Raw genomic sequence first — 15,442 nt, 5'->3', positions numbered from 1 at the left:
TCCCCGACCGGACGAAACCGGGCAGGCGCCGCCGCATCCCGTCAGGGAACCCGGAAGGTGCTCCCGTTCACCTGCCACGTCAGCGGCGTCGCCAGCTCCAGATTCCCCTCCCGCAGGAACCGGCGCTGAACGGTGTCCACCCGGGACGTGTCGGCGCCCGGCTTCCTCGCGAGCACGGCCGCGCGGCGCACATCGAGGAACGCCTCCAAGAACGCCTCCTCACCACCGCCCTGCCCCGGCGTCCTCGCCTTGCGCATGGCCTGCTCCCGCATGCCGTAGAAACCGTCCGGGCCGGTGTCGGGACCACGCCGGACCATCGCGTCGTAGTACACGAACTGGCCGAGCGTGCCGAGACCGTCCAGCTTGGCCATGCGCACCGCCGGATCGAAGTAGACCCGGTCGCGCTCGGCCTCCTGGGCCGCGCGGAAAGCAGGCTTCTCCGACTCCGCCCGCCAGGCCGTTGTGAAGCCCGGGTCCAGACCCTCGTGCGAGTCCGTGCCGTCCACCTCACGCAGCGCGGGCAGAAACTCCGCCAGCCCGTTGTCCGGGTGATCCTTCGTGTAGCCCTCCACGAGGGCGAGCAGGTCGTGGGTGCCGGTGGTGAAGCCGACGATGCCGGCCGTGTAGCCGACACCGTCCCCGACGTCCTCGATGGCGCCGTAGGTCTCACGCCAGCGCAGCGTCGAGTTCTCGGCACTCGCCACGAGCTGCTGGGCGAGCTCCTTCTTCGCCGGGTCGGCCAGACCCGGCGGCCGGCTCGCCACCAGCGCGTCGTCCTTGGCCGACTCCGACTCGGCACGCTCCTTGGCCTGCTCGCGCGCGTTCGGCGAGACGGACACGGCCGGACCGTGGCCGGCGGCCGCACCGTCCGACCCACCGGGCATCAGCATGTACACGGCCGTCGCCACCACCGGAACGGCCGCGATCAGCAGCGCCGGACGCCTCACCGGAAAACACCTCCACCGGTCAGATCCGCCACCTTGACCGCCGCCAGGACGACGAGCAGCGCGAACAGCACCAGACACGCCCCCGCTTGCAACAACGCACGGTGCCTGCCCCTGGGCACATACGCGAAGGCCACCGCCACCGCACCGCCCGCCAGCAGCCCGCCCAGGTGCCCCTCCCACGACGTGAACACCGCGGAGACCACCAGCCACAGCAGCAGCCCCGCCATGAACCGGTTGACCGCGCTCATGTCGGCACCGATCCGACGCGCCACGACGTAGTACGCGGCCCCCAGCCCGAAGATCGCCCCGGACGCCCCGACCACGACGTCCTGCGGCGCGAGCAGCAGCACCAGCACCGAACCGCCCAGCGCCGACAGCAGATACAGGGCGAGATGGTGGACGCGGCCCAGCATCGGCTCGACGACCCGGCCCAGGTTCCACAGCACCACCATGTTCATCACGATGTGCAGGATGCCGAACGTTCCCCCGGTGGGCGGCAGATGCAGGAACGCGCCGGTCAGCAGCCGGTACCACTCCCCGCCCGCCACACCCTCCGGACGGAAGGCCCCGAAGTACCCGCCCTCGACCCACACGTAGTGCCCGCCGTCCGGCCCGACCAACCCCGCGCCCAGCATCGCGAACCGGTCCACGACCTCCGGCAGCGCCACCTCCGCCAGATAGGCCAGCACATTGACGACGATCAGCGCGTACGTCACCACCGGCACCGCCGAGACCCGGCCACCCACCACGGTGCGGGCCTGCCGCATCGACCGCACGCCCTCCTTCACGCACTCGGGACACTGGTGGCCCACGGCCGCCTCCCGCATGCAGTCCGGACAGATGTACCGCTCGCAGCGCACACAGCTGACGTGACACTCCACCCTGGGATGGCGGTAACAGGTGGTGACGGTGGACTCGGAATCCACGAGCCGGCTCCTTGTGAGGGACGGGACGGACGAGCCGGCGGGGACGGCGGCGAACAAAAGTATCGAACATCGGTGCAGTCACGCGGAAGCGGGGTCGAAGCGCCCGGGCCGCAGGCCGCGGTCCACCCCGGAGAACCATGGACGCCCGCCCCGGACGCCCACCCCTACGTGTCGCACTCCAGCACCGTCCGGCACAACCCGCACCGCACCCGCACCCGCCCCCGCACCGCGACCCTGATCCACTGATGACAGGTCGGACACGGAAACGACACCCGCAACGCCCCCTCACCGTCACCGCCGGACGTGAAGCTGTACGGCACACCCCCCGACGCCGACGGAACCGCGACGAGAGCCTGCCGCCGCTCCCCAGCCTGCCGGCGGTCCCGCGCGTACCGCCGACGCCCCACCCAGCCGGCCGCCGCCAACGGCGGCTGCTGCCCGTCCCGCCGCGCCAAATCCATCCCCTTCACATACGCCGCATAAGCCTGCGCACTGGTGAACCACACCGACGGATCCTCACCGAACACCAGCGACCGCTTCGCCAGCACATACCCGAACTCCTCCGGCGTGAGATACCCCAGCTTCTGCGACGACACCCCGTCCTCCCGGAACGCGTCCAGCAGCAGCCACCCCGCACCCAGATACGTCGCCGCCGTGTCCGTCAGGATCTCGTTGTCCCGCGTACCGGGAAACGACAACCCCAGACGATGCAGATACACATGCATCACCTCATGCGCCAGCGCCGCCCCGATATCCCGCCGATGCGTCCGGAACCGATCATTCAGCTCCACGAAATACTCCGGACCAGCCGCAAGCTCGACATTCGCCGCATGCCGCATCTCACGAAAACCGACGATCAACCGCGCATCCGGCAACCGGTAATGCCGCACCAACTCCCGCGCCACCCGCTGCGCCCCCAAATGAAGATCATCCAGGTCGTCGAACGCCACATCCACCGGAGCCACACTGGTCGAGAACGACCGCACCGTGTCGTACGACAAACGCCGGTACACCGCCGTGACAGCCGACCGCACCGTCTCCAGATGCGGAAAACCGTGCTCCACCGGCCCACCGTTCGCCACGCCTCACCCCCAAGACGCCAAAAACCGATTCCACCCTACGGCCCCGCCCCGACAACCGCCCCCGACCGACCACCCCCGACAACCACCCCCGACCGTCCACACCCCGAACACCACACCCCCCACCCACCACCGCCCCGTAGGCTGCCACCCCATGACCACCAGCAACACCGGTACCGGACACAACGACCCCGCAGTCCGCGAGGAACTCGCCCGGTTGCGCGACAGCATCGACAACATCGACGCCGCCGTCGTCCACATGCTCGCCGAACGCTTCAAATGCACTCAACAAGTCGGCCGCCTCAAAGCCCGCCACCACCTGCCACCCGCCGACCCCGCCCGCGAAAGCCGACAGATCACCCGACTGCGCACCCTCGCCGAGAACGCCAAACTCGACCCGGCCTTCGCCGAGAAATTCCTCAACTTCATCATCGCCGAGGTCATCCGCCACCACGAACACATCGCCGACACCACCACCAAGAACACCACCGGCAACCCCCCACCCACCACCGACTGACACCCCCGAAAACCCACAGAGGCGCGCATCGGAGAGCCCCGACAACACCGGACATACACCGCGTACCGATCCGCCCCTGTGCCACACCGGCGGCATCGGGCAGCATGGCCTGCATGTCCGTACTGACGCGCGACGAAGCGCACAACCGAGCACAGCTCCTCGACGTCCACCGCTACACGATCGAACTCGATCTCACCACCGGTGACGACACCTTCGACTCCCACACCCCTGATCCGCTTCACCGTCCTCACCGACCAGGACAACACGGACACCTTCGTCGAAGTCAAGCCCGCCGAGCTGCGCTCCGTCACCCTCGACGGACACCCCCTCGACCCCGACACCCTCGACGGCAACCGACTGCCGCTCAAGAACCTCACCCCCGGCGAACACGAACTACGCGTCGACGCCACCATGCACTACTCCCGCACCGGCGAAGGCATGCACCGCTTCACCGACCCCGCCGACGGCGAGACCTACACCTACACCCAGCTCTTCATGGACGACGTCCAACGCGTCTTCGCCGCCTTCGACCAACCCGACCTCAAAGCCGTCTTCGACGTGACCGTCACCGCCCCCCACAACTGGACCGTCCTCGCCAACGGCATCACCCGACACCTCGGCCAAGGCCGCTGGAAAGCAGCCCCCACCCCCCTCATCTCCACCTACCTCGTCGCCGTCGCCGCAGGCCCCTGGCACACCGTACGCACCGAACACCGCGGCCTGCCCTTCGCCCTCCACTGCCGCCGCTCCCTCGCACCCCACCTCGACACCGACGCCGACGAACTCCTCGACATCACCCGCGCCTGCTTCGACCGCTACCACGAAAAATTCCAGGAACCCTACCCCTTCGACTCCTACGACCAGGCATTCGTCCCCGAATTCAACGCCGGCGCCATGGAAAACCCCGGACTCGTCACCTTCCGCGACGAATTCGTCTTCCGCTCCGCCGTCACCGACACCCAACGCCAGACCCGCGCCATGGTCATCGCCCACGAAATGGCCCACATGTGGTTCGGCGACCTCGTCACCCTCACCTGGTGGGACGACATCTGGCTCAACGAGTCCTTCGCCGAATACATGGGCTACCAGACCACCGCCGAAGCCACCCGCTTCACCGACACCTGGACCGACTTCGGCATCACCCGCAAACCCTGGGGCTACGACGCCGACCAACGCCCCTCCACCCACCCCGTCGCCCCCGAAAACGTCCAGGACACCGCCTCCGCCCTCCTCAACTTCGACGGCATCTCCTACGCCAAGGGCGCCTCCGCACTACGCCAACTCGTCACCTGGCTCGGCGAAAAGGACTTCCTCGCCGGCATCAACACCCACATCGACCGGCACAAATTCGCCAACGCCACCCTCGCCGACTTCATCGACTCCCTCGCCTCCGCCACCGACCGCGACGTCCACGCCTGGGCCAACGCCTGGCTCCGCACCACCGGCGTCGACACCCTCACCCCCCAACTCCACACCGACAACGGACACTGGCACCTCACCATCCGCCACACAGACGGCGACAACCGCCCCCACCGCATCACCCTCGGCCTCTACGACCACGACCTCCACGACACACGCAGCCTCACCCCCCGCACCCGCCTGGAAGCCGACCTCCCCACCCACGGCGACACCACCATCAGCGCCCCGGGCCCACGCCCCGCCCTCCTCGTCCTCAACGACGGCGACCTCACCTACGCCAAGATCCGCTTCGACGACCAGTCCTTCCAGACCATCCGGACCCACCTGTCCGGACTGCCCGACCCCCTCACCCGCGCCGTCGTCTGGAACGCCCTGCGCGACGCCGTCCGCGACGGCGACCTCCCCCCCACCACCTACCTGGACATCGCCCGCACCCACCTCCCGCACGAAACCGACCTCGCCCTCGCCCAAGGCGCCCTCGCCTTCGCCACCACCCACATCGCCGACCGCTACATCACCCCCGAACAACGCCCCGCCGCCCTCACCACCCTCACCGACCTGTGCCGCGACCTCATCCGCCGCACCGAGGACGGCGACCACCCCGACCTGCGCCTCATCGCCGTACGCCACCGCATCGACACCGCCGCCCACCCCCACACCATCGCCGCCTGGCTCGCCGACGGCACCGTCCCCGGCGGCCCCGAACTCGACCCCGAACTCCGCTGGCGCATCCTCACCCGCCTCGCCGTCCTCGACGCCACCGACGAAACCGCCATCGCCGCCGAACTCGCCCACGACCCCAGCGCCACCGGCCAGCAAGGCGCCGCCCGCTGCCGCGCCGCCCTGCCCCACGAAGACGCCAAGGCCCGCGCCTGGGACGCCATGTTCCACACCGACGACCTGTCCAACTACCTGTTCACCGCCACCGCCCAGGGCTTCTGGCAACCCGAACAAGCCGACCTCGTACGCCCCTACGTCGCCCGCTACTACAAGGACGCCGTCGCCCTCGCCGCCCGCCGCGGCCCCGCCATCGCCGAAGCCGCCGGCCACTGGGCCTTCCCCGTCCACGCCGTCGACCCCGAAACCCTCCGCCTCGGCGAGAAATGCCTCCGCAAGGCCGACCCGACCCCCGCCCTCCGCCGCAAACTCGTCGACCAGCTCGACGACCTGGCCCGGGCACTGCGCGTACGCCAGGCATAAATTGCGGACGCTTCGCTGTCGGGGCGCCGCACCTCACGGCACCCCGACCATGCGAACTCATGACCGACATATGGGCGGTAGCCATGAATGCTCATACGAGCATCCGGTCGCACAATTCAACTCTTGCCCATAACCATTCATGCGCAGTCCGCCAAACGGTCACATATGACCTCATCGCTACCCATCGGTAAGCCCTAGGCTCACACCATGCGCCGAGCCAAAATCGTCTGCACGCTAGGGCCCGCCACCGACACATACGACCAGATCAAAGACCTGGTCGACGCCGGAATGGACGTCGCCCGATTCAACCTCAGCCACGGCACCCACGCCGAGCACGAGGAGCGCTACCACCGCGTACGAAAAGCCGCCGACGAAACCGGCCGCAGCGTCGGCCTCCTCGCCGACCTCCAAGGCCCGAAAATCAGACTCGGCCACTTCACCGAAGGCCCCGTACTCCTCGAACACGGCGACACCTTCACCATCACCGTCGAAGACGGCGCCCAAGGCGACCGCCACACCAGCGGCACCACCCACGCCGGCCTCGCAGACGACGTCACCCCCGGCGAACGCATCCTCGTCGACGACGGCAAAGTCACCCTCGAAGTCACCGGCATCGACGGCCCCCGCGTCCACACCACCGTCATCGAAGGCGGCATGGTCTCCGACCACAAAGGCCTCAACCTCCCCGGCGTCGCCGTCTCCGTCCCCGCCCTCTCAAAAAAAGACGAAGACGACCTCCGCTGGGCCCTGCGCACCGGCTTCGACACCATCGCCCTCTCCTTCGTACGCAGCGGACGCGACATCAAGGACGTCCACCGCATCATGGAAGAAGAAGGCCGCCACCTCCCCGTCATCGCCAAAATCGAAAAACCCCAAGCAGTCGAGAACATCGACGACATCGTCGCCGCCTTCGACGCAGTCATGATCGCCCGCGGAGACCTCGGCGTCGAAATGCCACTCGAACAAGTCCCCATCGTTCAAAAACGCGCCATCAAACTCGCCAAACGCAATGCCAAACCAGTCATCGTCGCCACCCAAATGCTCGACTCGATGATCGACAACGCCCGCCCCACCCGCGCCGAAGCCTCCGACGTTGCCAACGCCGTCATCGACGGCACCGACGCCGTCATGCTCTCCGGCGAAACCAGCGTCGGCAAACACGCCATCCACACCGTCCGCACCATGGCCCGCATCATCGAAGCAGCCGAAGAAGACATCCTCGCCAAAGGCCTCCCACCCCTCACCGAACGCAACAAACCCCGCACCCAAGGCGGCGCCGTGGCCCGCGCGGCAGCGGAAATCGGCGACTTCCTCGACGCCACGTTCCTCGTCGCCTTCACCCGGTCCGGCGACACCGCCCGCCGCCTCTCCCGCTACCGCTCACCCATCCCCCTCCTCGCCTTCACCACCGACCCCGCCACCCGCTCCCAGCTCAGCCTCACCTGGGGCGTCGAAACCTTCCTCGGCCCCCACGTCGGCACCACCGACGCCATGGTCGACCAGGTCGACGAGCTCCTCCTGCGGTACGCCCGCTGCGAGAAGGGCGACACGGTCGTCATCACGGCCGGCTCCCCACCCGGCGTCCCCGGCTCGACCAACCTCGTCCGAGTCCACCACATCGGCGAGGACGACACCCCCAAATAGCCTTCGCAGGGCCCCGGTTCAGTACTTGGGGCCCACGTGGAGATCCATCAGGGCGACGGATGCCTTCTTGGCGACGGAGATGTTGAAGGGGGCGCCGCCCCGGGTGCAGTGCGTCCACTCGACACCGAGCCGGTCCAGGGTGTGGGTGTACAGCCTCCGGATGTCGTCCGACTTGTTGGTGAAGAAGTACCGGGGGTACTCATAGCGTTTCCGCTCACCGCCGACCATGCGGGTGGTCCAGTTGGTGATCCGGCACCCGTCGGAGTGAATGAGGCCGCGAACGAACTCCCAGGGGTGAGCGTCGACGGCGGCCTGCTGCCAGGGCTCGAGGACGATCAGGCGCTCGTGCTTCTTTCCGGGGCCGTGCTGGGGGAACATGCAGATCCAGTGCTTGCTGTACGACTTCACCTCGACACAGCCGGTCTTGTGTCGCTGCGACACGCTGGGTAACGGCATGACCCTGCGCATGGCATCTTCGGCGGCAGCGATCAGGCCGGTCTGGGTGGCGTTGCAGAAGATCGACAGATGGTGCTGCTTGCGCTTCGAGATGATGTGTCCGTCACCGAGGTACAGACCCAGCAGGTATGAGTACGCCCCGGTGTCGAACTCGCGGTCGATGCATTGGGGGCAGTCGGTCGGCGGCTCGTACACCTCGCCGCGTGCTTTGCGGTCCTCGCTGCGCCACCAGCCGACGGTACCCCGGGGGACTCTGAGCCGCTCCGCGACCACACGGTTCGGAACGCCTTGGCGCATCAGGCCGACAGCCTGCGCGCGGATCGAAGGGCTGTGCTGATCCATGCGGCCACTGTGCGTCATGCATCATCACTGAGTGCATGGAAAAGCGGAGGATCGCGCGAATGTGATCCTCCGCTTGCTGGGTGCCGGGTGCGGGACTCGAACCCGCAAGCCCTCTCGGGCAGATGTGTTTGAGACATCCGTGTATGCCATTCCACCAACCCGGCAGGACTGGCTGTTCGGAAGCATACCGGGTCAGCCGTAGTCGCCGCTGCTAGGTAGGCTGCATAGGCAGCAGCACCTGCCCGGCCTGCCATCAAGGAGCCCACGTGAGCGTCCCCGAGTTGCCCCAGCCAGTAGACGCGTCCGACGACGACAAGTCGCACGTGCCTCCGATGACGACGCGTGTCGTGATCGCTGAGGACGAGGCGCTGATCCGGCTCGATCTCAAGGAGATGCTGGAGGAGGAGGGGTACACCGTCGTCGGTGAGGCCGGTGACGGTGAGCGGGCGGTGGAGCTGGCGCGGGAGCACCGGCCGGATCTGGTGATTCTCGATGTGAAGATGCCGAAGCTGGACGGTATCTCGGCGGCGGAGAAGATCGCTGAGGAGAGTATCGCGCCGGTGTTGATGCTGACGGCGTTCTCGCAGCGGGATCTGGTGGAGCGGGCGCGGGATGCGGGGGCGATGGCGTATCTGGTGAAGCCGTTCTCGAAGAGTGATGTGGTGCCGGCGATCGAGATGGCGGTGTCGCGGTTCACGGAGTTGCGGGAGCTGGAGCGTGAGGTCGCGGATCTGAGTCTGCGGTTGGAGACGCGGAAGTTGGTGGATCGGGCGAAGTCGGTGTTGCAGACGGTGTACGGGTTGTCGGAGCCGGCGGCGTTCCGGTGGATTCAGAAGACGTCGATGGATCGTCGGATGTCGATGCAGCAGGTGGCACAGGCGGTTATCGATGATGCGGCGGAGAAGAAGGCGTCGAAGGGGTAGGTGTGGGTTGTGCGCTTGAGGCCCGGTTTCCAAGGGGGAGCCGGGCCTCAGTGCTGTGTTGCGTTGTGGGTGGGTCAGTCGACGCCGAGGTAGGCCTTGCGGACGGATTCGTCGTGGAGGAGGTTCTGTCCGGTGCCGGAGAGGACGATGTTGCCGACTTCCATGACGTGGCCCTGGTCGGCCAGGGAGAGTGCTGCCTGGGCGTTCTGCTCGACGAGCAGAATTGTGGTGCCCTCGGATTTCAGTTCGGCGATGGTTGCCATGATCTTCTGCATCATGATCGGGGAGAGGCCCATGGAGGGTTCGTCGAGCATGAGCAGTTTCGGCTGGGACATCAGGGCTCGGCCCATGGCGAGCATTTGCTGCTCGCCGCCGGAGAGGGTGCCTGCGGCCTGTTTTCTGCGTTCGCCCAGGATGGGGAAGAGGTCGTAGGCGTGCTGGATGCCCTTTTCGATGCCGTCCTTGTCCTTGCGGAGGAAGGCGCCGAGCCGGAGATTGTCCTCGATCGTCATCCGCGGGAAGATGTGCCGTCCCTCGGGGGAGTGGGCGAGGCCGAGGGAGACGATCTGGTGGGCGGGGACCTGCTTCAGCGACTTGCCGTTGAACTTGATCTGTCCGCCGACCGGCTTGAGCAGCCCGGAGAGGGTGCGCAGGGTGGTGGTCTTGCCGGCGCCGTTGGTGCCGATGAGGGTGACGATCTGGCCGGCCTCGACTGTGAAGGAGATGCCCTTGACGGCTTGGATCTTGCCGTAGGCGACGCGGAGGTCCTCGACTTCGAGCAGTGCGGTCATCGGTCGTTCTCCTTGCCGGGCGTGGCGTCCGTCGTGGTGTCGGCGGCCTCGGCGTCTGTCGTGGTTTCAGCCTCTGCCCCGGCCTGCGTCTCGGCCTGCGTCTCGGCCACTTCGGCCTGCGTCTCGGCCGCTTCGGCCCTCTCGACCTCGGCCCTCTCGACCTCGGCCCTCTCCTCCTCGCCGGGCGCTCCCTCGAAGGGCTCGCCGAGGTAGGCGGCGATGACGCGTTCGTCGTGCTGGACGGTGGCGCTGTCGCCTTCGATGAGCTTTTCGCCTTGGACGAGTACGGCGACGCGGTCGCAGAGGTTCATGATGAACCGCATGTCGTGCTCGATGACGAGGATGGCGATGCCCATGTCCCGGATGGCGAAGATCAGTTCCTCGGTGGCGCGGGTTTCCTGCGGGTTCATGCCGGCGGTGGGCTCGTCGAGGAGCAGCAGGCCGGGTTCGCTGGCCAGCGCGCGGGCGATCTCGAGTTTGCGCTGTTCGCCGTAGGGCAGGTTGCGTGAGAGGTGGTCGGCCTTGTGGGCGAGGCCGACGAACTCGAGGAGTTCCATGGCGCGTTCGCGGGAGGCGGCTTCGGCCTTGTGGAAGCCGGGGCCGCGCAGCAGGGCTGACCAGAGTCCTTCTTTGGTGCGGGTGTGTCGGCCGACGAGTACGTTTTCCAGCACTGTCATGTTGGCGAACAGGCGGATGTTCTGGAAGGTGCGGGCGATGCCGGCTGCGGTGACCTTGAAGGATTTGGGCGGCAGGACCTTGTCTTTGTAGCGGACTTCGCCCTCGGTGGGGATGTAGAGGCCGGTCAGGCAGTTGAAGAAGGTGGTCTTGCCGGCGCCGTTGGGGCCGATGAGTCCGACGATCTCGCCGCTGTTGACGGTGAGGTCGACTCCGCGTACGGCGGTGAGGCCGCCGAAGCGCATGGTGACGCCTCGTGCGTCGAGGACGGTCTCGCGGGGGGCGGTCGCGTCGGGCGTGGTGCCCTTGGTGGTGGTGTCGGTTGTCATGGGTCAGACCCCTGCCTTGCTGAGGGCTGCGGGCGTTTCCGTGTCTTCGTGGAACTCGAGCTGGCGGCGCCGGTTGGGGATGAGGCCCTCCGGGCGGAAGCGCATCAGCAGGACGAGTGCGAGACCGAAGGCCAGGAGCTGGTAGTCGCCGAGGAACTGGAGCTTGGCCGGGATGAGGTAGAGCAGGGCTGCGCCGACGAGCGGGCCGCTGATGGTGCCCATGCCGCCGAGGACGACTGCGGCGAGCAGGAAGGCGGAGTTGGGCGGGACGACGTGGGCGAACATGTACTGCTCGGGGGTCACGGTGTAGGTGACGTGGGCCTGGACGGCGCCGGCGAGGCCGGCGAGGGTGGCGCCGAGGGCGAAGGCGATGAGCTTGACGCGGAAGCCGTTGATGCCCATGGCGCGTGCGGCGGTCTCGTCCTCGCGGACGGCGATCCAGGCGCGGCCGATGCGGGAGTCGCTGCTGCGCCGGAAGACCACTACGACGACCAGTGTGATGAGCAGCATCAGCAGGAAGTAGTTGGCGAAGCGGCCGATGGTGAATCCGAGGAGGGTGTGTTCCTGGCCGAAGTCGAAGCCGAGGATCTCCAGGTTCGGGATGGAGGAGATGCCGGCGGAGCCGTTGGTGATGTCGGGTCCGGAGGTGCCGTCGGTGTTGAGGACGGCGATACGGAAGATTTCACCGAAGCCGAGGGTGACGATGGCGAGGTAGTCGCCGCGCAGTCGCAGGGTGGGGGCGCCGATGAGGACGCCGAAGATCATGGAGACCAGGGCGCCGAGCAGTGCCGAGGCCCAGAAGGGCAGTTGAAGGTGCAGGGGTGAGGAGGGTGAGCCGGAAACCAGGGCGGCGGTGTAGGCGCCGACGCCGAGGAAGGCGACGTAGCCGAGGTCGAGGAGGCCGGCGAGGCCGACGACGATGTTCAGGCCGAGTGCGACGGTGGCGAAGATCAGGATGTAGACGCCGATGGTCGCGTACTGGTCGTCGGACTGGGTGAAGGGGAAGGCGGCGGCCGCGACGAAGGCGCCGATCATGGTGATGTTGCGGTGTTTGGCGGTGATCGTCGAGATGCGGGCGACCAGTCCGGCCTTGAGGAGCGCGGTGAAGCAGAAGCCGACGGTGATGAGGAAGCCGATGAAGAGTTCGTCGTACGCGGTGCCGATGCCGTAGGTGAAGACGGTGAGGCCGATGGCCATGGCCGCGATGATGATGAGGATTTCGGCGTAGGAGGGGAGCTTGCCGAGGGGGCGGGTGGTGCCGGTGGCGAAGGCTGCCTGGAGTTGCTTCCTGCGGTGGGCTGTTTTGTGCTTGAGCTGGTTCCAGCCGTTGTCGTCGGGGTCGATGGGGTCGGGGTCGGGGTGTTCGAAGGGGAGGGCCAGGGCGCCGAGGAGGGCGGTGAGGCTGGTGGCGGCGGCGAGGTAGCCGCCGGGTTCCAGGTTGACGACGCCGCCGAGTTTCACGCTGATGGCGAGCACCGTGTACCAGGTGGTGCCGAAGGTGGCGAGGGCCGTGAGTTTGATGGCGGCGTCGGCGCCGGCGGGGGTGGCCCAGCCGAGGCCCTTGATGGTGTAGGAGGAGAGGGCGAAGAGGGCGGTCAGGGTTCCGCTGATGAGGACGAGTACCTGGAGGCCGCCGGGGTAGCCATAGACGGTGAGGTTGCCGGGGAAGGCGGAGGTCCAGGTCCAGGCGAGGAAGGTGGAGACGATGGTCAGGAGGGCGCCGCCGGTGGCCAGGGCGCGGCCGATGTGTTCCGGGAGGGGGATGAGTCCGGTGGGTTCGCTGCCGGTGGTGGGGGCGCTGGGGGTTTCGGGTGCGGTGGTCTGTGTGGTCATCGGTGTCACGCCCTGTCCGCGACGCGCTCGCCGAGCAGGCCTTGGGGCCGGAACAGCAGCACGAGGATGAGGAGTACGAACGCCCAGACGTCGGCCCAGGACTGGCTGCCGAACTGGTGCATGCCGGGGATGTCGGAGATGTAGGCGGTGGCGAGGGTTTCGGCGACGCCGAGGACGATGCCGCCGATCATGGCGCCGTAGATGTTGCCGATGCCGCCGAGGACGGCCGCGGTGAAGGCCTTGAGGCCGAGGATGAAGCCCATGCGGAATTCGATCTGGCCGTACTTGAGGCCGTAGGCGACACCGCCGACGGCGGCGAAGGTGGCGCCGAGGGCGAAGGCGACCACGATGATGCGGTTGGTGTTGATGCCCATGAGTTTGGCGGTGTCGGGGTCCTGGGCGGTGGCCTGCATGCCGCGTCCCGTGCGGGTCTTCATGACGAAGTAGCCGAGGATGGCCATGCTGATGGGGGCGGCGCAGAAGACGAAGATGTCACCGGTCTGGATGGTGACGCTGCCGATCTCGAAGGGGCCTCCGTCGATCTGCGGGAAGGGGCGGGCGGACTTGGCTTCCGGGTACCAGGCCCATACCGCCTGCTGCAGGGCGAGGGAGAGGCCGATGGCGGTGATCAGGGGCGCCAGGCGTGGGCCGCCGCGCAGGGGGCGGTAGGCGAACCGTTCCGCCCCGATGGCGACGAGGACGGCGACGATGATGGCGCCGAGGAGCATGAGCGGCAGCGCGATCCACATGGACGTGCCGTTCGGAAGTACCCACAGGTAGACCGAGAGTGCGCCGAAGGCGCCGGTCATGAAGATCTCGCCGTGGGCGAAGTTGATGAGCTGGACGATGCCGTAGACCATTGTGTAGCCGATGGCGACCAGCCCGTACATGGATCCCAGTAGCAGGCCGTTGACCAGCTGCTGCGGCAGTTCGTTCACCGCATGTCCTCCGAGACTTTCGGATGCTTCGACGGATTGTGGCCGGATGCGAGCACGCGCGGAGCGCCAGTGGAACAGCGCTCCGCGCGGCTGGTGAGTGGTGGGACTTGATCAGCCCGTGAAGGTACCGGACTTGACGGGCGCGAAGGCGCCGTCCTTGACGGTGTAGACGGTGAGCTGCTTGTTGGTGGCGTCACCGAACTCGTCGAAGGAGACCTTGCCGGTCACTCCGTCGAAGGAGACGTTCTGCATGGCCTCGGTGACCTTGGCGCGGGCGTCGGAGGGCAGCTTGCCGCCGTTGTCCTCGACGACCTTCTTGACGGCCTCGATGATGGCCCAGGCGGAGTCGTAGGAGTAGCCGCCGTAGGCCGAGTACTCGTCCGTGTAGCCGGCGGCCTTGTAGTCGGCCACGAACTGCTTGGCGGAGTCGAGTTCTTCGACCGGGGCGCCGACGGAGGTGGCGAGGTCGCCGGTGCTGTCGGGGCCGGCCAGTTTGACGAAGTCGGCGTCGTTGATGCCGTCGCCGCCGACGAGCGGGATCTTGGCGCCGGCGGCCTTGATCTGCTTGCTGAGCGGGCCGGCCTGCGGGTACTCGCCGCCGTAGTAGACGACGTCCGCGCCGGACTTCTTCACCTTGGTGGCGACTGCGGAGAAGTCCTTGGTGTCGGGGTTGATGTGCTCGGTGCCGACGACCTTGCCGCCGAGCTTCTTGAACTCCTCGGTGAAGGTGCCGGCGAGGCCCACGCCGTAGGTCTTCTTGTCGTCGATGACGAAGACCTTCTTCTTCTTGGCGTCGTTGTAGACGTACTGCGCGGCGAACGGGCCCTGGACGGCGTCCGTGGTCGAGGTGCGGAAGTACGCCTTGTACTGGCGTACCTTCTTGGTCTGCCAGTCGGGGCCCTGGCTGAGGGAGGGGCCGGTGTTGGCGGGGGAGACCTGGACCAGCTTCGCGTCGTCGAAGACCTTCTGCATGGACTCGGAGACGGAGGTGTTGAGGGGGCCGACGGCGCCGAGGACGGTCTTGTCGGCGACGAGTTTGACGGCGTTCTGCTGGCCCGAGGAGGGCTGTGCCTGGTCGTCGAGGGCCAGGATCTTGAAGGTGACGCCCTTGACGAAGTTCTGCTTGTTGGCAGTCTTGGCGGCCAGGTCGGCGGAGTTCTTGATGCCGAGACCCAGTGCGGACAGGTCGCCGGTCAGCGGGGCGTCGACGCCGATGGTGACGGTGGTGCCGCCGTTGCCGGAGTCCGAGCCTTCGTCTCCGCCTCGCGAGCCGCAGGCGGTGAGGGTGAGCGTTCCCGCTGCCAGCGCGGCAGTGATGGCGATGAGCGAACGTTGACGCACGATCCAGTCCTTTCCCCTGACGGGCGTTTCCCGGTGGAAACGGCCGAGTCGAGCGCTGGGCCGAAATGACAATCAGGCGGCG

At 67.4% G+C, this 15,442-nt stretch carries 12 protein-coding genes, 1 tRNA gene and 1 pseudogene; 4 read left to right on the top strand and 10 right to left on the bottom strand.

Going from position 1 to position 15,442, the window contains the following annotated elements:
• Nucleotides 1-41: 41 nt before the first annotated feature.
• The 3 genes from ACVW19_RS07835 to ACVW19_RS07825 all read right to left on the bottom strand — a co-directional run bounded on the left by ACVW19_RS07835 (nt 42) and on the right by ACVW19_RS07825 (nt 2,955).
• Nucleotides 42-890, bottom strand: a complete 849-nt coding sequence (locus ACVW19_RS07835) for a chitosanase (RefSeq protein ID WP_457464485.1) — start codon at nt 888-890, stop codon at nt 42-44.
• A 53-nt stretch (nt 891-943) separates the two neighbouring features.
• Nucleotides 944-1,873: a rhomboid family intramembrane serine protease gene (locus ACVW19_RS07830; RefSeq protein ID WP_457457828.1), complete on the bottom strand. Its 930-nt coding sequence runs from the start codon at nt 1,871-1,873 to the stop codon at nt 944-946.
• A 164-nt stretch (nt 1,874-2,037) separates the two neighbouring features.
• A complete protein-coding gene (locus tag ACVW19_RS07825; RefSeq protein WP_457457826.1) occupies nt 2,038-2,955 on the bottom strand; it encodes a hypothetical protein in 918 nt (305 codons plus the stop codon).
• A 151-nt stretch (nt 2,956-3,106) separates the two neighbouring features.
• Between ACVW19_RS07825 and ACVW19_RS07820 the strand changes: the two genes are divergently transcribed.
• The 3 genes and pseudogenes from ACVW19_RS07820 to pyk all read left to right on the top strand — a co-directional run bounded on the left by ACVW19_RS07820 (nt 3,107) and on the right by pyk (nt 7,732).
• Entirely contained in the window at nt 3,107-3,469 is a 363-nt protein-coding gene (locus ACVW19_RS07820) for a chorismate mutase (protein WP_457457825.1), read from the top strand.
• A gap of 104 nt (nt 3,470-3,573) precedes the next feature.
• Nucleotides 3,574-6,088: pseudogene (pepN, locus tag ACVW19_RS07815) on the top strand (aminopeptidase N).
• A 207-nt stretch (nt 6,089-6,295) separates the two neighbouring features.
• Nucleotides 6,296-7,732: a pyruvate kinase gene (gene pyk, locus ACVW19_RS07810; protein ID WP_457457824.1), complete on the top strand. Its 1,437-nt coding sequence runs from the start codon at nt 6,296-6,298 to the stop codon at nt 7,730-7,732.
• A gap of 18 nt (nt 7,733-7,750) precedes the next feature.
• Here the strand turns inward: pyk and ACVW19_RS07805 are convergent, their stop codons facing one another.
• Both ACVW19_RS07805 and ACVW19_RS07800 read right to left on the bottom strand, forming a co-directional pair.
• A complete protein-coding gene (locus tag ACVW19_RS07805) occupies nt 7,751-8,530 on the bottom strand; it encodes a helix-turn-helix domain-containing protein (RefSeq protein WP_457457822.1) in 780 nt (259 codons plus the stop codon).
• Between the two features lie 81 nt (nt 8,531-8,611).
• Nucleotides 8,612-8,694 (bottom strand) — tRNA-Leu (locus ACVW19_RS07800).
• A 102-nt stretch (nt 8,695-8,796) separates the two neighbouring features.
• On the opposite strand from ACVW19_RS07800, the gene ACVW19_RS07795 reads away from it, so the two are divergent.
• The gene (locus tag ACVW19_RS07795; RefSeq protein WP_457457820.1) at nt 8,797-9,453 is read left to right on the top strand and encodes an ANTAR domain-containing response regulator; all 657 of its coding nucleotides are present in this window, start codon (nt 8,797-8,799) and stop codon (nt 9,451-9,453) included.
• 74 nt (nt 9,454-9,527) lie between these two features.
• Here the strand turns inward: ACVW19_RS07795 and ACVW19_RS07790 are convergent, their stop codons facing one another.
• The 5 genes from ACVW19_RS07790 to ACVW19_RS07770 all read right to left on the bottom strand — a co-directional run bounded on the left by ACVW19_RS07790 (nt 9,528) and on the right by ACVW19_RS07770 (nt 15,360).
• Nucleotides 9,528-10,244, bottom strand: coding sequence for an ABC transporter ATP-binding protein (locus ACVW19_RS07790; protein WP_457457818.1), 717 nt, complete (start codon nt 10,242-10,244; stop codon nt 9,528-9,530).
• Nucleotides 10,241-11,248 carry an ABC transporter ATP-binding protein gene (locus ACVW19_RS07785; RefSeq protein ID WP_457457816.1) on the bottom strand — a complete coding sequence of 336 codons (1,008 nt, stop codon included), beginning with the start codon at nt 11,246-11,248 and terminating at the stop codon, nt 10,241-10,243. Before ACVW19_RS07785 ends, ACVW19_RS07790 begins: the two co-directional genes overlap by 4 nt.
• Nucleotides 11,249-11,251: 3 nt before the next feature.
• Nucleotides 11,252-13,081 carry a branched-chain amino acid ABC transporter permease gene (locus ACVW19_RS07780; protein ID WP_457457814.1) on the bottom strand — a complete coding sequence of 610 codons (1,830 nt, stop codon included), beginning with the start codon at nt 13,079-13,081 and terminating at the stop codon, nt 11,252-11,254.
• A 5-nt stretch (nt 13,082-13,086) separates the two neighbouring features.
• Nucleotides 13,087-14,019 (bottom strand): branched-chain amino acid ABC transporter permease, encoded by a 933-nt coding sequence (locus ACVW19_RS07775; protein ID WP_457457812.1) that lies wholly within the window; start codon nt 14,017-14,019, stop codon nt 13,087-13,089.
• Nucleotides 14,020-14,130: 111 nt separating this feature from the next.
• A complete protein-coding gene (locus ACVW19_RS07770) occupies nt 14,131-15,360 on the bottom strand; it encodes a branched-chain amino acid ABC transporter substrate-binding protein (RefSeq protein ID WP_457457810.1) in 1,230 nt (409 codons plus the stop codon).
• Nucleotides 15,361-15,442: the final 82 nt, after the last annotated feature.

It is taken from the genome of Streptomyces sp. TE5632 (assembly GCF_054061295.1).
The sequence above is the reverse complement of the archived record's forward strand: the minus strand, read 5'-3'. Positions and strand labels throughout refer to the sequence as shown.